The organism is Micromonospora chokoriensis (assembly GCF_900091505.1).
Lineage (GTDB): Bacteria > Actinomycetota > Actinomycetes > Mycobacteriales > Micromonosporaceae > Micromonospora > Micromonospora chokoriensis.
In genome coordinates this window covers 3,557,516-3,575,636 of the sequence record NZ_LT607409.1, presented here as the reverse complement: position 1 = coordinate 3,575,636, position 18,121 = coordinate 3,557,516, and the positions used below count along the sequence as shown (strand labels likewise).

Genomic DNA, 18,121 nt, shown 5'->3' with positions numbered 1-18,121 from the left:
TCTGCTTAGGACAACAGGAAGAAGACCACGGAGATCAGCACCCCGACGATGCCGATGACTAGGCCCCAGAACTCCAGCGGCTTCGTCTTCGCGGTGGTGGTGATCCAGCCCCGTCTTGCCGCCACGAAGCTGGGCGGCAACCCGGCCAGGCTGCCCGGCACGGTCGGGTTGAGTAGCCTCAGTCCGGCCGTGTTCAGCCGCCGGCCGGCTACATGAGCGTCAGCTGTCAGCAGAATCTGCGCCGGTGCCCACTGTGCCTGCGGGCCGCCATCCAGCCTGGTACGGGTGGTACGCAGGTGAAAGAACGTCATCTCGTACCCCGTTACCACTCCGTTGCTGCGCGACACCTCGGTGACGGTCACCGTGCCCAGCATCTCGAGTCGGTCCCGCTGCGGGTCGAACCGGAAGTCGGGTATCTCCTCCTCGAGTTCACGGACGGCCGCCTCGTGCGGCGACGGGTCGTCGGCCCGGATGTGACCGCCGGGAAGTTGGAACCGCCGTGCCGTCGCGTCGTAGAGCAACAGGAAGGCTGGAGCGTCGCCGCCCTGGCGTCGGCTGACGAGCACCTGAGCGACCTTCGCCTGCTCAAGCGGAAGCGCGTTCCCGTCCCGGGCGAGCCGCCGCCGTTCCAGCAGGTAGAGGAACAGTGGCCCGGCGAGTATCTCTTGCTCAGCGTAGGGGGCGTCGGTCATGGCCGTCCGCGACCAGTTGTCCAGCAGGGAACGACTCTCGTCGAGGTGTTCGGCCAGGCTGCGGGCGAGCAGCGAGGCAGTGCGGGACTTGGCTTTGACCGCCTGCCGGTCGTCGACTGCCACGACCCCGAACAGGGTTAGAAAGGTGGTCAGGACGGGTGCCGCCGTCGCCGCGGCCTCCTGAGCAAATCCGGCCTTGCGGCAGATTTCGTCCACCGGCATGGGGCTCTCGTCGGCACGGGGAAGAGCTCGCAACGCGGCGGCCACAAGTCGCGTGGTCGGGTCAGCGGTCATGCAGAATCCGGTTCACCACGTACTCAGCTCCTCGACAGGACTGCCTCCTTTATAGCAGTGACGAGACGATCGCAGAACGGCGCATTCGCGCACCCGCAACCCGTACGTCTTCCGGCATGATCTACTGCGCCGCCTACGACCGACGCATGCAGGACCAGTACAACCACGGCGACGCCTACTACCGTTGCCGCTTCCCCGCAGGGATGCGCCCTCGCCGACCAAGTCGATCATCCGGCAACGTGTACCTGCGCGAGAATTCCCTCACCGAGCCGATCGACGCTGGTCCGGCCACCGCCTTCGCACCCCACCACATCCGACGCAGCGGCGACGCCAGCGCCCCCGCGCTACCGCTGACGGGGCGGACTGGGCGGGTCGTGTTCCGCGGCGAGCACGCGGTACGCCGCGAGGTCTTCGAGGGCGCCTCTCGTCACTGCGCCGGCCGTTGCCGGTTCAGTCGGCGCGAGCGACGAATCTCGCCGTTCGTGTCCGTGTGCAGCCAAGACCTCATCCGCAGTGGTGTGCATGTCCCGAAGTGCAGCCTCAGCCATACCGTCGGCCTCTAGTGCGGCCAGCCGAATGTGCTGGCGCCCTGTTTCATGAGGGCGATCGAGCCGAGGCGGAGTCCGGGCAGCGATCCGGCAAGGCGCGGTTCCATCCGGATACCGATGGTGTATTCGGACGAAGCCGCAACGCCGCCGGGCTTCGTCCGGGCCCGCCGCAGGCCGGCCAGTTCTTGTGAAACAGGCTTTTTAGCGCGGTTCAGCACCGGAACGCCTGACCCCCGTGGTCGAGTTGCGGTGATGGTGCGGTCAACCGCGCGGCGCTCGGTCCGCAGGAGCGTCGAGACGCTGAGCTGCACGGCTCGGCGGCACGGGGTTGGTGCCGTCAGTACCAGTCGTCGCCGCCGCAGTCGCAGCCGCAGCCTTGGGTTTGCGGCGGTGGAGCGTGAGAGTCATGACCAGCACGACCAGCGCTCCGACGATCAGCCCGAGGATCGCGCTGGCCACCGTGTTGACGAGCCAGCCGACGAGCCCACCGAGAACACCCGTGGCGTCGTGGGCGGCGACCTCCACGTGGTGCACGGCCTCGTACAGGAAGTGCAGGTTCAGCTCGTTCGTACCCAGCAGCAGGATGTGCCCGCCCACCCACAGCATCGCTGCGGTGCCGACCACCGTCAGCACGGTGAGAACCACCGGCATCGCCCTCACCAGACCGCGGCCGAACGTGGCCACGGCGCCGGACCGTTGCGACAGGCGCAGCCCTGCGTCGTCCATCTTCACGATCAGGGCCACCACGCCGTACACCAGAACGGTGATGAGGACAGCGACGACAGCCAGGATCACCAGGCGGGACCAGAACGCCTCATCGATCACCTCGTTGAGGCTGATGACCATGATCTCCGCCGAGAGGATCAGGTCAGTTCGTACCGCCCCGGACACCAGTGTCGTCTCGTCCTGCACCGTCTCCTCGCCCGCGCCGGAGACACCGTGATGGGCGATCTTGGCCCACACCTTCTCCGCGCCTTCGTAACAGAGGTAGGCACCGCCGAGCATGAGGATCGGAGTGAGCAGCCAGGGCACGAACTGACTGAGCAGCAGCACCGCCGGCAGGATGATGAGGAACTTGTTGCGCAGCGACCCCACGGCAATGCGCTTGATAATCGGCAACTCGCGCTCGGCCGCCAGGCTCCGCACGTACTGCGGCGTGACAGCAGCATCGTCGACGACGACGCCCGCAGCCTTGGCGCCGGCCTTCGCGGCGGCCGCCCCGATGTCATCGATCGACGCGGCAGCGGCACGGGCCAGCACCGCCACGTCATCCAGCAGGGCTACGAGTCCACCGGCCAAGGGAGGGTCCTTCCAGGGGTGCGCACAGTTCGAACGGGCCCATTCTCGCTCACGTCCCTGTGCGCGGCACGCCACCACCCGGTCGTACATCGGGCGAGAGCTCGATGGGCACAGCGACATCCTTCCAGCCTGCCCGCCGGGCAAGCCATCTCGGATGTCACCTATCGGTGCAGCAGACCCGACCCCCTGGTTCCGTCAAGAGGCTGAACATCAGGGCGTACGCGGTCTCCACTCGCACACCTAAGCTCCTCACGTGTATTTCGTGGAGCGGTCGCGCGTGGATTCTCCGTTCAGCACATTGGTCTTCCACGTGCCCGAGATGACGGTACTCGGCTGGTTCCAGCGCGCCTGGCATCACGACGACCCACAGGCGCTTCTCGATGCCGAGATCGGCGGCGGCCCCTACGGTTTCGACTCGCTCTTCGAGGCGATCGAGGAGCACCGCCTGCCATCTCCACAGACCCTCGTCGAGCTGCGAGTGCGTACCAACGACGACGAGGTGGACCTGGCCTACTTCTTCTTCGAGGACAAGGCGATCGTCGCCCACCCCGACCGGCTCGCGTACCTCGTAAACGACATGTGGCCGCTGCCCTCCGGCGCCGCCACGCGCGACGCGACCTTCACCCCTGACGCGGCGCTGCGCGTCGTCGGCCCACCTGGGCCCGGTCCGGATTCCGTCTACGCGGTCCGCATCACCTGGCAGCACACCGACCACAACGGCACGAACCTGGACCAGCGGGAAGCGACCGTCTTCCCGGCGTCAACCTGCCCGGACTTGCCGACCACCTGCGCGGTATCACCGAACCCGTGTCCCGGGAACGCTTCGACGCCGACCTGCTGCGCTCCCTCGTCGGACCCGGCGACGAAAGCATCGGCACCGCCTTGGACCGTTACGTCTGCCTTGAGCCATACGACTTGTCGACGTTCGGAAAATGGACCGCACCCAGCCACGAGCAGATCCTGCAATGGAAGCTGCCGGAGCCACCACCGCAGGCCCGCGTCGCGGTTCACCCAGCGCCAGCCCGGCCGGGCCCCGCCTCACTCAGCACATCCGGGCCCTCGTACGCCGGAAACAGCGTGCCGGCCGAGGTGATGTTCGAGAACGGCATCGCGGCCCGCAACACCAAACCCCGCTCGCCCACCACGACCGGCACGGTGGAACGGTTCCACCGGACGCTGCGACGCGCACTCCTCGACGACGTCAAGGTCCGGGCCAGCCCGGAAGAAGCGCAAGCGTCCCGTCCCGGCTCACTCCCACCCACCTGCGGCAGCTTCTCGCCGACGACGGCCAACCCGCCGGAAGCGGGGTCCAGCGGCGCACGTCGGCGTCGATGACCGGACCTGATAGAACCGGGCGGGGCGAGGCCGGCGTCCAAGGTGGGTCCAAGGTCCGTTCACGGTCGCTTCGGCACGGTGGTCCCAACGCCGAAACCGCCGGTGCTGGCTGCAGAGGCCGACCGGCAACGACGGCACCGACACCGTCGCCACCACGGCGACACGGACCTGGGAGGCTCCATGAAGCTACGGACCGTCCTGATGCCCGCCGCGGCCGTCGCGGCGACCCTCGTCATGGCTACCCCGGCGAGCGCCGCGCCGGCGTACGAGACGAACTACGCCGTGCGTGGCACGCCGCCGTCGTCCGGCCTGTCCTGCAAGCCGGTCAGCGGGGTGATGCAGGCCTGTTTCGAGGCCTACGGCGACAAGTGGTGGTTGCGCCGGGACACCAGCTCCTACAGCGGCGTGGGCATCGAGTGGGAGAACTACCGCAACGGCTCGCTGTACCGGAACGGCGAGTGCGTCAGCTACCTGCCGGTCGGCACCTGGGGGGTCTGCAACAAGGACTACTACGAGGACAGCAGCCTCTCCTGGTGGCCGTTCGCGGTCTAGCCCGTGTTTCATAAGGCTCGGAGGTACTGGTTGATGGCGGCGATGGTCAGGGTGGCTTCGTAGCGGACGGCCAGTTTGTCGTAGCGGGTGGCCATGGCGCGGTGTTGTTTGAGTTGGTTGATGCCGCACTCCACGGCGTGGCGCTGGCGGTAGGTCTCAGGGTTGAAGGCGGGTGGCCGGCCGCCGCGGGAGCCTTTCGCGCGGCGGTGTGCGTCTTGGTCGCGCTTGCTCGGGATGCAGGCCTTGATTCCGCGTCGGCGCAGGTAGGCGCGGTTGGCCCTGGACGTGTAGGCCCGGTCTGCGAGGACCTGTTGCGGGCGGGTCCGGGGCCGACCGGGCCCGGACCGGGTAACGCGGATACGGTCGAGGACCGTGGTGAATTGCGGGCTGTCACCGCGATGCCCGGCCGTGACGACGGTGGCCAAGACCTTGCGGCCCTGTTCGCAGGCAAGGTGAGTCTTGGTGCTCCATCCGCCTCGCGAGCGGCCCAGCGCGTGATCGGCAGGCTCGGTGAGGATCCCGCCGGGTGGTTCTTTCTGCTGGTCGCCGTCACGGCGGGCGCCAGCGGCGTGTTGGTGGGCGCGGCTGATCGTGGAGTCGACGCTGACGCTCCAGTCGATGCGCCCGGCCGTGTCGGCGGCGGCTTGGAGCCCGGCCAGGATGCGGGCCCAGGTGCCGTCACGTTGCCAGCGGCGGAACCACCGGTACAGCGTTTGCCATGGGGCGTAGTTCTCGGGCACGTCACGCCATGGCGCACCGGTGCGTACCCGCCACCGTATGCCGTCGATGATCTGTCGTCTGGTCCACTTGCACGGTCTTCCCCGCGCCGATTCCGCAGGCAGCAACGGGTGCAGATGCTGCCACTGGATGTCGCTCAGGTCATGCCGCGCCGCCGCCGCTAGGCTGGCCACGAGGTCTCCGGTATTCAGGTTTGCTTGGTCGCTAACCCACTTACCGGAGACCTCTTCAGTTATCGATCACCGCCACGCCGTGACCTCACCCGGCCCACGCCCACTTACGAAACACGGGCTAGACCCAACGCCGTTCAGTTAGGGCGGTGGTCGGGGTGTCAAGGCGTGTCTGAGACGTGAAGCAGCGGAGCTTCGGTATAGAGGTTGGTCACTCTAAGACGCCCTGACACCTGGAGCTCCGCTGGCAGATCAGATTGCCATATCCCGGACGGCGACGGTGGCCGCTGGGGTGTTCGCGCCGGGCCATCTGGGCGAGCTGACCCGGCTGGTGCCGTTCGAGATGGTCGATGATGTGTTGGCCGCGACCGGGCGTACGCAGTCGCGGGTCCGGCTGCTGCCGGCGCGGGTCGTGGTGTATCTGCTGCTCGCGGGCTGCCTGTTCGCTGAACTCGGCTACCGGCAGGTGTGGTCGAAACTCACCAGCGGCCTGCGTGGTCTACCGATCGTGGCGCCCAGCGGCAGCGCGTTACGACAGGCCCGGCAACGCCTCGGCCCGCGACCGGTGCAGGCGCTGTTCGACCTGCTGCGCGGTCCTGCCGCGACGAGCGCCCCGCAGGTGCGCTGGCAGGGCCTGCTGCTGACCGTGATCGACGGCACCACCCTGGTCGTCGCGGACTCACCGGCCAACACCAGCCGATACACCAAACATCGCTGCACCAACGGCAGCTCCGGCTACCCCCAGTTACGGTTGAGCGCCTTGCTGACCTGCGGCACCCGGTCGGTCATCGATGCCGTGTTCGACCCGGTCAGCGTCGGTGAACTCGACCAGGCCCGAACGCTGACCCGGAGCCTGCGTCCCGGAATGCTGCTGCTGGCCGACCGCAACTACGCCGCCGCCGACCTCCTGACCACCATCGCCGCGACCGGCGCGCATCTACTGATCCGCGCCAAAGCCAACCGCCGCCTGCCGATCACCGCCCGCCTACCCGACAGATCCTGGCTGTCGAAGATCGGCGCCCCCACGGTCCGCGTCGTCGAAGCCCAGATCAGCATCACCACCACCGCTGGCACCCACACCGGCGACTACCGGCTGATCACCACCCTGCTCAACCCACACACCCATCCCGCCACCGACCTGATCCGGATCTACCACGAACGCTGGGAAATCGAGACCGCCTACCTCGAACTGAAATCCTCGATCCTCGCCGGCCGCGTCCTACGCGCCCGCACCCCCGACGGCATCGATCAGGAAATCCACGCCCTGCTCATCGTCTACCAACTGCTACGCACCGCCATGACCGACGCCACCGACAGCCAACCCGGCCTCGACCCCGACCGAGCCAGCTTCACCACCGCCCTCAACACCGCCCGCGACCAGATCGTGCACGCCGCCGGGATCATCGCCGACACCGTCATCGACCTCGTCGGCGTCATCGGCGAGCACGTCCTAGCGAACCTGCTACCCAGACGCCGCCTACGCACCAAAACCCGCATGATCAAACGCTCGAACTCGAAATACCAAGCCCGCGGCCCGACCATCGACCGACACAGCTACAAAGCCACCACCAGCATCGACGTCATCAGCCCCGACCCTTGACCCCCCTACCACCGCCCTAACTGAACGGCGTTGGTACTAGACCTGGGAGCCGTTCCAGTGCAGGTCGCCGCCGGGCCAACGATCGAATGGCTCGGTCACCGGCAGCACGAACCAACCATCGCTGCTGTCCACCACCCGGGCCGGGTCCTCGACGTCGAGCGGGCAGTAGAACGAGCGGGTCGGTGGCAGCGGCTGCCACCCGATTGAGCGGTAGAAGCCCCGTACCGGCTCGTTGCAGCCGAGCAGCCCGAACGGGACCGCCAGCTCGTCCAACGCCGCCGCGATGCCGGCACCAATCTGCCGACCGATCCCGGAACCCTGCCGATCGGGGCGGACTGCTACCAGTCCGACCACAGCCACCAGTTGCTCGACGGTCCGGTCGGGACCGACCACCTGGATGAAACGCCGCAGCACGCCGGCATGGGCGGCGACCCCGGCGTCGTCCCTGATCGTGACCCGCAGCTCAGGCCGGGCGCCCGCCCAGCTTCGCCGCCCCTCGAAAGCGCCCGGGTAGGTCGGGAACGCCGCCCGGAGGGTGGACGCGATATCCGCGTGCCCGGCCGGGTCCACTGTGCCCTCCCGGGCGACCGTCCAGGGTGTCATGCGGCTGATTATAGGCAACCGTCACCCGGTCGCAGGCCGTCAAGATCTCCGCAAGCTCGTTCCGTACGTCATTTCCGACCCGGATCTCATCGAGCATCCCGAGCGGGTGCGCGAGGAGTTCCGCAAGAACCTGAACCTCGATAACTTCGGCGTCAAGCCGGCGACCGCCGACGGGCCCTCGGAGTTGACCAGGGCGCGGCCGCGAGCCGCGGCGGCCGGTCCCGAGAGCTACGGGGGCGCTCTCGCTGACGACCTGCTGGGCGACCACCACTCGTGCAACCACTGGCTGCCCTGAGCTGCGGGGCGGGCACAGGCGGGTCTCGGCGTACGACAGGTGCGCATGCCATGCCCGCTGATCGCCTGGGCCGCCGTTGCCAAGCCCTCCCGGAGACCGTGGAGACGGCCCTGCCGAGCCTGCCCGCTGTCGCCGTGAACGAAGCGCCAGGGCGCAGGCCGAGCCTCGCTTTTCCCGGTCGGCCAAGGTCAGTCTTCCCCGCCTGGGCTCCCCGTGCTGGTCAACGCCCGTGCGGTCCCGACCCCGATGCCCGCTCCGCCACCGGTGACGACGGCGCGTCGACGTGAGATCGACGCCGTCGCCCACCCGGCGGCGGTCGAGGCGAAGCCGAACGGAGCGGTGATCCGCTGGGTCAGGTCAATCCGACCTCACCTTCTCTGCTTCGCGAGAAAGGGTTGAAGGTGCCTCGTCATTCGACGTCAATCACGATCTTGCCGGTACCGGTGCCGCTTTCCACGATGCTGTGGGCGTCGGCCACCGTGGCGAGGGTGAACCGCCGTGGATCGACGAGCGGCCGCAACGCTCCCTGGTCAGCCAGGACGGCCGCGTCGCGCAGAATCTCGCCGTGGTGCGCGCGTCCCCGACCGGTCAGCATCGGCAGCAGAGCGAAGACTCCAGAGTAGCTGGCACCACGGAACGACAGCGGCGCGAGGCTGTGCGTACCCCACCCCAGAATGCTGACGACATGGCCGGTGTAGGTGCGTACCGCGGTGAGAGACAGGTCCAGGCCAGCGCCGCCGACGGTGTCGAAGACCACATCGAAGCCCTCGCCGTCGGTGTACTCGGTGACATAGTCCTCGACCGTCGTGCTCGTGTAGTCGATCGGAGTCGCCCCGAGCCGAGCGATGGCCTCCACGCTTCGCGTCGATCCGGTGGCGAAGACCTCAGCGCCGCGGGCACGGGCGAGCTGGACGGCGATCCGCCCGACGCCGCCGGCGCCGCCGTGCACCAGTACCTGTTGGCCCGCCGTGACCCGCGCCCGGTCCACCAGCCCTTCCCAGGCGGTGATGACGGCCAGCGGCAGAGCCGCAGCCTCGCGCAGACTCAGCGACTCCGGCTTTCGGGCGAGCAACCGAGCGTCCACGGCGACGTACTCGGCGAGCGACCCTTGTAGATCACCCACGCCACCGGTCAGCCCGTACACCTCGTCACCGGAGTCGAAACCGGTGACCCCCGGGCCCACCCCCGCCACGACACCGGCCAGGTCCAGACCGAGCACGGCCGGCGGCTGTATCCGGGCGTGGGCGGCCTTTCCAGCTCGGATCTTGGTGTCCAGCGGGTTGACACCACTCGCCGCGACCCGGACCAGTACCTGTCCGGGGCCCGGTACCGGCTTCTCGATCTCCGTCAGGACCAGCGGGGCGCCGAATTCCTTGAGCACTACCGCACGCATGTTGCTACCTCACCTTCCAGTTCAGTTCACAATGGGGTTCCGCCGACCAGGCCGAGCGGGGCCCGCGCGGACAGTGCCGGCGCCCAGGAGGTCTGCCTCCGGGATGCGCTCCCGGTCCGGCGCCGTGCCGACCAGTTCGCCGGCGGGCTCACAACTCGATGACGAGCCGGCCCCGGACGCCGCCGGCCGCCAGGAGCCGGTGGGTCTGTGCCGCGTGCTCGGGCGGGAAGGTGTCGGCGACCCGGAGGCTGAGCCGTCCTTCGTCGGCGAGCCGGCGGAGCAGGTCGAGCTTGTCGCGTCGCCCGTCGTAGTCGTGCACGTGGGCATAGGTGAGGGTCACGCCGCTCGTCGCGGCCGCCCGCTCGAACGCCGCCTGGTCCGGCCCGCCGCGTACGTACGCCAGGGAGCCGCCGCGGCGGACGGCCGACAGCAGCGGGGCACCGATGACCGCGGCGTCGACGACCGCGTCGACGCCGTCGGGGGCGAGCGCGCGGAACCGGTCGGCGACCCCGGACCCGCGGTCGACGACGCTGTCGGCGCCCAACGACGCGACGAGATCGGCGTCTCGTGGGGAGGCGTCGGCGAGCACGCGGTGTCCGGCGACCCTGGCCAGTTGTACGGCGTAGCCGCCGACCGCCCCGGCGGCGCCGGTGACGGCGAGCGTGCTGCCCTGGGGCAGTCGCAGCTGGTCAAGGGCGTGCAGGGCGGTGAGCCCGTTCATCGGGAGGGTGCTCGCCTCGGCATGACTCGCCCCGAGCGGTGCCGGGACGACCCACGACTCGGGAAGGGCGACCCACTCGGCGTAGCCGCCGCCGGCCGGGCGGGTGGGGTTGACCATCGCCATCACCCGGTCGCCGATGGCGAGGCGGGTGTCGGTGCCGGGACCGATCTGGTCGATGATGCCGGCCACGTCCAGGCCGGGGATGACCGGCTCGTTTCCGCGTTGCCGGATGGGCGTGACGCCGGCCCGGATCAGGGTGTCGGCGGGGTTGACGGCCGCGGCGCGTACCCGGATCCGGACCTCGCCCGGTCCAGCGTGCGGGGTGGGCCGTCCGACGACCTCCAGTACGTCCGGTCCGCCGTGCCGTAGCAGTCCGATCGCTCTCATGTCATTGGCTCCAGATCTGGAGGCGGCCGGCGCCCCGGGGCGCCGGCCGCCGGTTGGTCACTACAGGGATTGAGCGATGCCGGTGGCCGACGAGCGCTCGGCGGCGTCGATGAGGCGGTGCCGGTTGAGGGCGTGCGCGAAGTCGGGCACGGTGCGGGCGCCGTCGGCCAGGTCGCGGGCCAACTGCGCGTAGAGCCGCGCGACGCCTCCGGCCGGGGTCCCGGCCAGATCCGCGGGGATCCCGTCCGAGTAGGACGCGGGGACCTCGATGGTGGTGGCGGTGGCGTCCGCGCCGCGGCCACCGGCGAGGGTGAGCTGGGCGACCTGCATGTTGCCCCAGTCCGAGGTCACGACGAGGTCGCCGTCGCTGCCGTTGATCTCCCACCGGAGGTTCTCGCCGCGCGACGCGCCGCCCCGGTAGAAGACCGAGGCAGCCGCGCCGGAGGTGAGCGTGCCGATCAGGGCGACCTGATCGGCCACCGTGACGGGAATCCGGGTGCCGTCCTCGGCGATCGTCGTCTCCTTGCGCGCCACCACGAGGTTGGCCGCGACCTTGTCGAACTCGCCGAGGACGAAGTGCACCGGGTCGAGGGCGTGCAGCGTGGCCGAGGTGAGCGGGGTGGCGCCGTTGGTGTTGTCGAACCAGTACGCCTGGCTGCGCTTGGCCACTGCGCCCCACACCATGCCGGAGCCGACCAGGGTGGTGCCGAGCACCTCGCCGACGTATCCGTCCCGGACCAGGTCACGGGCGTGCTGGACCTCGGGGGCGTAGCGTCCCTGAAGCCCGACCACGGTACGGACGCCGGCCCGGCGGGCCAGCTCGGCGAGGCGCTCGGCCTCGGCCAGGCCGTTGGCGAGCGGCCACTCGCTGTAGACCATCTTGCCCGCCTCGAGCGCCGCCGAGATCAGCTCGAAGTGCTGGGTCACCTGCACCGCGACGACCACCAGGTCCACCCCCGGATGGTTGATGAGGTCGTTGTGGTCGTCGTACCCGGGCACCCCGTACCTGGCCTCTGCGGCCTCCGCCGAGCTGCGCCGGGACGTGCTGACCGCGCGCAGGTCGAATGACGGTGACGCCGCGATCGCCGGGATGTGCGAGACCGACGCCCACGCGCCGGGCCCGATGATGCCCACACCTGTCTGTTTCATCCGCTTACTCCACTGTTTTCTTGAGTGATCGATACAGAATTTGGGTACGAAAGGGGGCCCGGATGACCCAGGGAGCCGGTCAGTCCAGGCAGGTCAGCGCAACCTCGGCGGAACGCATCAGGGTCGACCGGTCGGGGTTGATCCCGCCCATCACCCGTAGGCCCTGAAGGCTGGTGACCAGGAAGGCGGCGAGATCCGAGGCGCTGCGTCCGCTGCGGATCTGACCCCGCAGCTGTCCCTCGGCGAGCACGTCGAAGAGGGCGGATTCCAGCGACCGAGTCGTCGACCGGAGCCGCTCGGCGACCTGCAGGTCGTCGCGGGCCCGCTCGACCGTGGCGCTGACGATCAGGCATGCCCGGTGTCTCCCGTCCCGGGCGATCTCGTCCACGGCGGCGACGAAAACCTCGCGGATCACCTCCCGGGCGTCGTTGCCCGAGTGCAGCATGTCGATCAGGGGCGTCGCGTACCGCTGCCGGTAGAGGTCGAGCGAGGCCAGGTACAACCCTTCCTTGCTGCCGAAGGCGGCATAGATAGAGCCGCTGCCCAGACCCGTCGCCTCGCTGAGGTCACGGATCGAGGTGCCCTCGTAGCCGTGGCGCCGAAACGCCTCCATGGCCGCGGCCACCGCCACATCGACGTCGAACTCCCGGGTACGAGCCATGCAACCACCGTACGGCTAACTGGAACGATCGCCAAAGAATTGTGGCCGCGCCCACCCGTGGATCCGGCGGGCCCGGTCCCGGCCCCTGCTCGTCGAGCCCCGCGACCCCTTGGTCTACCTGCGGGCGGTGCTGGAGGAGACGCTGACCCGTCCGGCAGCCTCGCCGCATCCGGCCGCCCGGCACCGCCGCGCCGTGGTCGTCGAGCAGGTCGCCGCTGACCGGCGGCACCGGGAAGCCGCCCGCGTCGACCGGGACCAGGACGCGGTCCGGCCGGGCCGGCGCAGCGCCGCCGCCGCCCTCGCGGCGGTCCCTGCCCGGACGTCCGGGCATCTGCGCCGCGTCGACCGGGCCGCCCTGCTCGACGCCGCGACGGCCGACTGCGATTGGCCGCAGGTGGCCCAGCCCGGTCAAGGCCTTCCTCCGGCCCTGGGCCGCCAGGTCGGACTTTCCCGGCGACCAGGGCGCTTGGTCTGCGGGTTGTGCAGAGACACCTGATCCGCAGGTCAGTCCACCGGCGCGAAGAGCCGGTCGAGCTGGTGATCGATCAGCTCGACCGCCCGTTCCGCGCTCAGCTGCCCGAGCAGCACTTGGCCCTGTAGGCCGGTCGTTCCCGCCAGCAGGAAGTCCGCTTCGTCGCGCCGTCCCTCCGGCAGGAGCATGGCGATCAGGTCCTCCAGCTCCGGCGGCGCATCGCGGATCCGATCGCGTAGTGCGTCCACGGTCAGGAGCCGAACGAAGTACGCCATGTGCACCAGATGCCGTTGTCGGCGGCTCTCGTCCAGCGGAAGGAGTTCGAGCAGGACGCTGCGTAACACGTCACGAGGCTCCGGCTGGGGGCCTAGTGCGGCGACTCGTTTCTGAGCTTCCGCTTCGCCGTCGCGGTTGAGGAGCTCGAGAGCGCCGACTAGCAGGTCCTCGCGGGTGCCGAAGTAGTACTGCAACTGCCGGGCGGGCACTCCCGCCTCCGCCGCGACGCGCCGGATCGTCGCCTCTTCGAGCCCTCCAGATGCGGCCAACCGCCATACCGCAGCAGCGATGTGGCGGCGCCGTGCCTCATGGTCGACCTGGCGAGGCATTCGAAGCTCCTATCAAGCTGGTACGATCGCACCACTAAGATCTGGTTCAATCGTACCAAATTTGGGGGAGGGTCTGTCATGAGAACAACCACGCTGGTCATCGGCATGATTCTGCTGGTCTACGGAGCTCAAGGCGCAGTGCGCCAACTCGTGGACCACGACAACGCCGGCTTGCTCGGCTGGCTACCCGGCGGCTTCGGCGTTCAACTGGCTGGCCATGTGGTCCTGGGGATCGCCGGTCTCCTCCTTGCCGGCTGGGGACGCCGGCCCAGTCATTGAACGCCCGCTCCTCCGAATGAGGTCCTGAATCCGTCCCGACGGTGAGGCATGGCCGGAAGGTCGCCGAACCGGGCGGGGGCGAACGTCGGTCCTCAAGGGCCGGGCCTCAGGCCGCGCTGGGCTCGGCGCGGCGGGCTCGCGGTGTAGCCGTGCAAGCGGTGGATCTGCTCGACGACGCGTTCGACGTTATCCAGGTCGATCGGCTTGGTGACGTAGGCGTTGGCGTGTGGGCGGCGCAAGGCCCGACTACGTCGTTTGCAGCGCCTTTGTGACGACTTGAACGAAGGCGCCTACCAGGGCGTTCTCTCCGCCGATGCGCCATGCTGGCGCGTCGTGCAGCACCGGTCTGTCGGTGATGGGCAGGAAGGTGATGTCGTCTCGTTGCCGGGTGGCTGCCACGGCCGATCCGATTGGGACACGACGCTGCCGCCGGCGGGGTAGACCACCGGATGATCGCCGAGATCCTCAAGCTCGACGCTGCCCCGGCCGGCCAGCGGATGACCGGCGGCCACCTCCCCCGGCGGGGGGCATGAACGACGGGTCGGAGGCGCCCGAGCCGACGATGCCGGACGACGTACGTGCGTTGGGACCGGACACGACGGCCCGCGACGAGGACATCGGGAGCTGCTGCCGCTCGTGCGCTGTTGTTTGACCTCTGCGACGATGTGGCTGTGTTTCTCCTCGCACGGATGCCGAAGAGGCAGTGTGACCGCGCTGTGAAGCGAGCGCGGCGGGAGCTCGGTCGCGGTGGTACCGGACTTTTCTCGTCCGTGTTCTGGTACGGAGCTGTCGAAATCGACCGTAAGCACCTCGTCGTCTGGGTCTTACTCGCCGGTTCACCGTCCCGTTTGCCCGCCTGGTACTTCCCGAGCAAGGACCGCGCCGACTCTCAGTACGAAGCGGATCTGCTGGCAGAGATCGAACGTATGCGGGAGACGGTCGTCGCTTGTTTCGCCCGGGAAGGTTGGCCGGATGCTGATCGTGTCGCCGTCGGGTTCGACTCAGAGGCCCGGGTTGGCGACGGCGGCGGGTGGCATTACTTCAAGTAGAACCCAGCACAGGCCTATAACCCCAGCCGCACCTGAGGAAGTTTGAGTCTTCGCTGGTCGTGGGCTGCCGCCGTTGGGCAGGTTGGCCTCCGAGGCTAGTGCGTCCAAGCCCGGGCACGGGAGCCTCCTGCGCGCGTGCATCTCCTCACGTCCGAGCAGGCCCAGTTGCGGTCACCTGGTTGCGGCCCTGACCCGCGCCGCGCACCTGCTCGGCTCTTCCAGGCCGCAGCTGTTCGTGTCCGCGCGCTGTGGGCCGCGGTGTGAACCGCGACGGGGTGAAGCGGGCCGGTCGTGTTGGCCGCCGTCTTCTGTCCCGGCCCAGGGTCGCTGCGCCGGATGTCTCGTGCCGCATCCCGTTCGAGGCCGTAGGCACCCCGCCGGAACAGTGGCCCGGGGCAGGCCGGGGGTCAGTCGAGCAGATAGCTGGCAGGGACCGCGTCGGTGAGCCAGACGCCGTTGGTGCTGCGGTGGAACACGTGTCCGTCGGCGGCCATCGCCGCCGCGTCGATGGTGAGGATCACGACGCGACCGGCTCGTCGGGCGCCGACCCGGTGGGCGGTCTCGGTGTCGGCGGAGAGATGGACGTGGTGCCGTCCGCCGCGGTGCAGGCCGGTGGTCCGGATCGACTCCAGCGCACTGGCGCTGGTGCCGTGGTAGAGCCGCTCCGGTGGGGTCGCCGGGGGCAGCCCGAGGTCCACCGGGACTGAGTGGCCCTGGTTGGCCCGGATCCGCAGCACCCCGTCGGTGCCGGGTTCGACAGCGAACCGCTGCTTGTCGTTGCCGGCGACGACCGCGTCCAGGTCGGCCCGCTCGATCCGTAGGGCGGCGAGCAGAGCGTCGACGGGAGTCCAACCGGCCGGGTCGAGCACCAGGCCGACCCGGTCGGGATCATGCCGGAGTGCCTTCGACATCCGTTTGCTCAACTTCACCAGGTGCTCGCGTTCCACTGTGGCATTGTGGTCGATCCCCGTCGCTCGAATCGAGAGGTTTTCGACGACGTCGAACCCGGTGTTTTCTCCGCTGGGCCTGCGCCGCTGCACTCAGGATGGCTGCCGCCGGCCGGTGCCACGGCTCGCTCGATGCCACGCCCGTAGGTCCTCTGCAGATCGACGTGAAGGGTTGCGGATGAGCTTGCCGACGTCCGCCGCGGTTTCGTCATTCGAGACACCGATCTTACGAGCAACGTCCTGAGCTGGCCCTTCGGACTGGTGACCTCTTCGGCGTGCCCCAAGGCGTCAGCGCTGGCCCCGGTGGAGGCGGTAGGGCGGCGTGGTGACTTCGGCAAGATGCTGGTGGGACAAGACCCCTACTTCGTAGATGGGGAAGACGGCAGTATCCACCACATACCAGTCGCGATATGCGGCACAGATCGATGGGCTGACGTGTATCAGCAGCAGCACAAGGGCATCAGGCCTTCGGATCCGCTGCTCTCCGAAGTCCGCGCCCACGTACAGCGTGGGGACAGGCTGGCGGCGCTGCGGTATGTCCGCCAGCAGGCGCCGCGGATGAGCCTGCGGAACGCCAAGGCGTACGTCGACGCGGCAAGCGGGGGAGATGAGCCCTCGGAGCATTTGACGAGACTCACTCGGAGGGAACCAGAGGCCCTGTTACTCGCGATCGAGACGCTTGCCGGCCCATATCACGAGGACGCTGGACCGTGGGCCAAGGCCGGTCGCGCGGATCTGCCGCCGAGGGACCAATGATCTGAAGCGTGGGCAGCTTAAGGTGCGGCACCTCGGGAGGTACGCGACGCCACCGTTGTTCAAGCTCGCGGCTCCCCCTGCTCACCGCCATCCTCCGCGCCGGCCCCGGGTCACGTCCGCGCTGGTGGTGTAAGAGACGGCCAATCGCGGGATCCGGTTTGATGTTAAGCGGCGATCGGGCTGGGATCGGCGTGGTCGGTGTCGTGTTGGTCGGCGTCGACGGTGACGAGGCGGGCTTTGGCGAGGAGTTCGAGGCCCATGTAGCGGCGGCCTTCGGTCCACTCGTCGGTCTGCTCGGCCAGGACCGCGCCGACGAGGCGGATGATCGCCGCCCGGTTCGGGAAGATCCCGACGACGTCGGTGCGCCGGCGGATTTCCTTGTTCAGCCGTTCCTGCGGGTTGTTGGACCAGACCTGGCGCCAGATCTCGCGGGGGAACCCGGTGAAGGCGAGCAGGTCGTCGCGGGCGTGGTCGAGGTGTTCGGCTGCGGCGGGGAACTTCGCTTCGATCGTGGTCACGACCCGGTTGAACTGGGCGCGGACGGCTTCGGCGTCGGGTTGGTCGAAGATCGTCCGGACGAGGGTGGCGATCCACGGCTGGGCCGACTTGGGCACCTTCGTGAGCAGGTTGCGCAGGTAGTGGGTGCGGCAGCGCTGCCATGTCGCGCCGGGCAGGGCAGCGCCGATCGCGGCGACGAGACCGCGGTGGGCGTCGGAGATGACCAGCTGAACGCCGGACAGGCCGCGGGCGGTCAACGACCGGAGAAACGCCAGCCATCCGGCGCCGTCCTCGTCGGAGGCGACGTCCAGGCCGAGGACTTCACGTTGTCCGTCGGCGTTGACGCCGACAGCGACCAGGGCGTGGACGTTGACCGTGCGCCCGTTCTCGCGGACCTTCATCGTCAACGCGTCCATCCACACGAACGTGTAGTGCGCGGCATCCAGAGGTCGGTTGCGGAACACCTCGACCTGCGCGTCCAGGTGCGCGGCCATCTCTGACACCTGCGACTTGGACAGCTGCCGGACGCCGAGCTGCTCGACCAGTTTCTCCACCCGACGAGTCGAGACGCCGAGCAGATAGGAGGTCGCCACCACCGAGACGAGAGCTTGTTCGGCTCGCCGGCGGTGCGTCAACAGCCAGTCCGGAAAGTAGCTGCCCTGCCGCAGCTTCGGTACCGCAAGGTCGATCGTCCCGGCACGGGTGTCCCACTCCCGCACCCGGTATCCGTTGCGGGAGTTAACCCGCTCCTCGCTGCGCTGCCCATACCCGGCGCCGCACATCGCGTCGACTTCGGCGGACATCACCGCCTGCGCGAACGTCTTGATCATCGCCTGCAACACGTCCGGCGACGCGCCCTCGACCTGCTCGCGCAGCAGGTCAACAGGGTTCACACTCTCAGATGCGGCCATCGCGCTCTCTCTTCCTTCTCTGACTTGGTCGTCTTGACGGATCGACGCGATGGCCGTCTCTTATCTACGCAACACGCCCATCACGGGCAAGTCGTACACCACTCCCGTGGACGCAACCCGGCCCCGCCGACCTCACCCGTCCCGCCACGACCATCGGGCTGACCAGA

The 18,121-nt window shown here is 68.9% G+C and carries 21 protein-coding genes and 1 pseudogene; 9 read left to right on the top strand and 13 right to left on the bottom strand.

The features are described from left to right. Positions 1 to 5: 5 nt before the first annotated feature. A complete protein-coding gene (locus GA0070612_RS16820; RefSeq protein WP_157742508.1) occupies positions 6 to 914 on the bottom strand; it encodes an NUDIX domain-containing protein in 909 nt (302 codons plus the stop codon). A gap of 218 nt (positions 915 to 1,132) precedes the next feature. Here GA0070612_RS16820 and GA0070612_RS16815 point away from each other — a divergent pair, with 218 nt between their 5' ends. Continuing rightward, on the top strand, positions 1,133 to 1,549 hold the full coding sequence (locus GA0070612_RS16815) for a hypothetical protein (RefSeq protein WP_157742507.1): 417 nt from the start codon (positions 1,133 to 1,135) through the stop codon (positions 1,547 to 1,549). On the opposite strand, the gene GA0070612_RS31490 is transcribed toward GA0070612_RS16815, so the two are convergent. Further along, entirely contained in the window at positions 1,546 to 1,752 is a 207-nt protein-coding gene (locus tag GA0070612_RS31490) for a hypothetical protein (protein ID WP_157742506.1), read from the bottom strand. The genes GA0070612_RS16815 and GA0070612_RS31490 overlap by 4 nt on opposite strands. A gap of 43 nt (positions 1,753 to 1,795) precedes the next feature. Beyond that, positions 1,796 to 2,833, bottom strand: coding sequence for a DUF808 domain-containing protein (locus tag GA0070612_RS16810; RefSeq protein ID WP_088988754.1), 1,038 nt, complete (start codon positions 2,831 to 2,833; stop codon positions 1,796 to 1,798). A gap of 253 nt (positions 2,834 to 3,086) precedes the next feature. Here GA0070612_RS16810 and GA0070612_RS16805 point away from each other — a divergent pair, with 253 nt between their 5' ends. From GA0070612_RS16805 to GA0070612_RS16795, 3 genes and pseudogenes are all read left to right on the top strand, one after another. Then, positions 3,087 to 3,926, top strand: a complete 840-nt coding sequence (locus GA0070612_RS16805) for a hypothetical protein (protein ID WP_088988753.1) — start codon at positions 3,087 to 3,089, stop codon at positions 3,924 to 3,926. Further along, positions 3,911 to 4,066: pseudogene (locus GA0070612_RS31485) on the top strand (integrase core domain-containing protein); the annotation flags it as partial. The gene GA0070612_RS16805 and the pseudogene GA0070612_RS31485, both read left to right, overlap by 16 nt. A gap of 282 nt (positions 4,067 to 4,348) precedes the next feature. Next, positions 4,349 to 4,720 (top strand): hypothetical protein, encoded by a 372-nt coding sequence (locus GA0070612_RS16795; protein ID WP_088988751.1) that lies wholly within the window; start codon positions 4,349 to 4,351, stop codon positions 4,718 to 4,720. Positions 4,721 to 4,728: 8 nt separating this feature from the next. Here the strand turns inward: GA0070612_RS16795 and GA0070612_RS16790 are convergent, their stop codons facing one another. Continuing rightward, positions 4,729 to 5,631 carry an IS5 family transposase gene (locus tag GA0070612_RS16790; protein WP_088988737.1) on the bottom strand — a complete coding sequence of 301 codons (903 nt, stop codon included), beginning with the start codon at positions 5,629 to 5,631 and terminating at the stop codon, positions 4,729 to 4,731. Positions 5,632 to 5,908: 277 nt separating this feature from the next. On the opposite strand from GA0070612_RS16790, the gene GA0070612_RS16785 reads away from it, so the two are divergent. After that, on the top strand, positions 5,909 to 7,228 hold the full coding sequence (locus GA0070612_RS16785; RefSeq protein ID WP_231924206.1) for an IS4 family transposase: 1,320 nt from the start codon (positions 5,909 to 5,911) through the stop codon (positions 7,226 to 7,228). 36 nt (positions 7,229 to 7,264) lie between these two features. Here the strand turns inward: GA0070612_RS16785 and GA0070612_RS16780 are convergent, their stop codons facing one another. Next, entirely contained in the window at positions 7,265 to 7,831 is a 567-nt protein-coding gene (locus tag GA0070612_RS16780) for a GNAT family protein (protein WP_088988749.1), read from the bottom strand. Between GA0070612_RS16780 and GA0070612_RS31480 the strand changes: the two genes are divergently transcribed. Next, entirely contained in the window at positions 7,830 to 8,126 is a 297-nt protein-coding gene (locus GA0070612_RS31480; RefSeq protein WP_157742505.1) for a hypothetical protein, read from the top strand. The genes GA0070612_RS16780 and GA0070612_RS31480 overlap by 2 nt on opposite strands. 409 nt (positions 8,127 to 8,535) lie before the next feature. Here GA0070612_RS31480 and GA0070612_RS16770 read toward each other — a convergent pair whose 3' ends face one another. The 4 genes from GA0070612_RS16770 to GA0070612_RS16755 all read right to left on the bottom strand — a co-directional run bounded on the left by GA0070612_RS16770 (position 8,536) and on the right by GA0070612_RS16755 (position 12,437). Next, positions 8,536 to 9,519, bottom strand: a complete 984-nt coding sequence (locus tag GA0070612_RS16770) for a zinc-dependent alcohol dehydrogenase family protein (RefSeq protein WP_088988747.1) — start codon at positions 9,517 to 9,519, stop codon at positions 8,536 to 8,538. A 148-nt stretch (positions 9,520 to 9,667) separates the two neighbouring features. Beyond that, the gene (locus GA0070612_RS16765) at positions 9,668 to 10,627 is read right to left on the bottom strand and encodes an NADP-dependent oxidoreductase (protein WP_088988746.1); all 960 of its coding nucleotides are present in this window, start codon (positions 10,625 to 10,627) and stop codon (positions 9,668 to 9,670) included. Between the two features lie 60 nt (positions 10,628 to 10,687). Next, a complete protein-coding gene (locus tag GA0070612_RS16760; RefSeq protein ID WP_088988745.1) occupies positions 10,688 to 11,776 on the bottom strand; it encodes a Gfo/Idh/MocA family protein in 1,089 nt (362 codons plus the stop codon). A gap of 79 nt (positions 11,777 to 11,855) precedes the next feature. Continuing rightward, positions 11,856 to 12,437: a TetR/AcrR family transcriptional regulator gene (locus GA0070612_RS16755; RefSeq protein ID WP_088988744.1), complete on the bottom strand. Its 582-nt coding sequence runs from the start codon at positions 12,435 to 12,437 to the stop codon at positions 11,856 to 11,858. Between the two features lie 127 nt (positions 12,438 to 12,564). Between GA0070612_RS16755 and GA0070612_RS16750 the strand changes: the two genes are divergently transcribed. Continuing rightward, entirely contained in the window at positions 12,565 to 12,933 is a 369-nt protein-coding gene (locus tag GA0070612_RS16750) for a hypothetical protein (protein WP_197699157.1), read from the top strand. Positions 12,934 to 12,941: 8 nt separating this feature from the next. Here the strand turns inward: GA0070612_RS16750 and GA0070612_RS16745 are convergent, their stop codons facing one another. Beyond that, positions 12,942 to 13,514: a TetR/AcrR family transcriptional regulator gene (locus GA0070612_RS16745; protein WP_088988743.1), complete on the bottom strand. Its 573-nt coding sequence runs from the start codon at positions 13,512 to 13,514 to the stop codon at positions 12,942 to 12,944. Between the two features lie 78 nt (positions 13,515 to 13,592). On the opposite strand from GA0070612_RS16745, the gene GA0070612_RS16740 reads away from it, so the two are divergent. Further along, positions 13,593 to 13,793, top strand: coding sequence for a hypothetical protein (locus GA0070612_RS16740; RefSeq protein ID WP_088988742.1), 201 nt, complete (start codon positions 13,593 to 13,595; stop codon positions 13,791 to 13,793). A 246-nt stretch (positions 13,794 to 14,039) separates the two neighbouring features. On the opposite strand, the gene GA0070612_RS31475 is transcribed toward GA0070612_RS16740, so the two are convergent. After that, positions 14,040 to 14,192, bottom strand: a complete 153-nt coding sequence (locus GA0070612_RS31475) for a hypothetical protein (protein ID WP_157742504.1) — start codon at positions 14,190 to 14,192, stop codon at positions 14,040 to 14,042. A gap of 371 nt (positions 14,193 to 14,563) precedes the next feature. Between GA0070612_RS31475 and GA0070612_RS16735 the strand changes: the two genes are divergently transcribed. After that, on the top strand, positions 14,564 to 14,842 hold the full coding sequence (locus GA0070612_RS16735) for a hypothetical protein (protein ID WP_157742503.1): 279 nt from the start codon (positions 14,564 to 14,566) through the stop codon (positions 14,840 to 14,842). A 407-nt stretch (positions 14,843 to 15,249) separates the two neighbouring features. Here GA0070612_RS16735 and GA0070612_RS16730 read toward each other — a convergent pair whose 3' ends face one another. Both GA0070612_RS16730 and GA0070612_RS16720 read right to left on the bottom strand, forming a co-directional pair. Continuing rightward, on the bottom strand, positions 15,250 to 15,789 hold the full coding sequence (locus GA0070612_RS16730) for an RNA 2'-phosphotransferase (RefSeq protein ID WP_088988740.1): 540 nt from the start codon (positions 15,787 to 15,789) through the stop codon (positions 15,250 to 15,252). 920 nt (positions 15,790 to 16,709) lie between these two features. Beyond that, positions 16,710 to 17,954, bottom strand: coding sequence for an IS256 family transposase (locus GA0070612_RS16720; RefSeq protein WP_088988738.1), 1,245 nt, complete (start codon positions 17,952 to 17,954; stop codon positions 16,710 to 16,712). Positions 17,955 to 18,121: the final 167 nt, after the last annotated feature.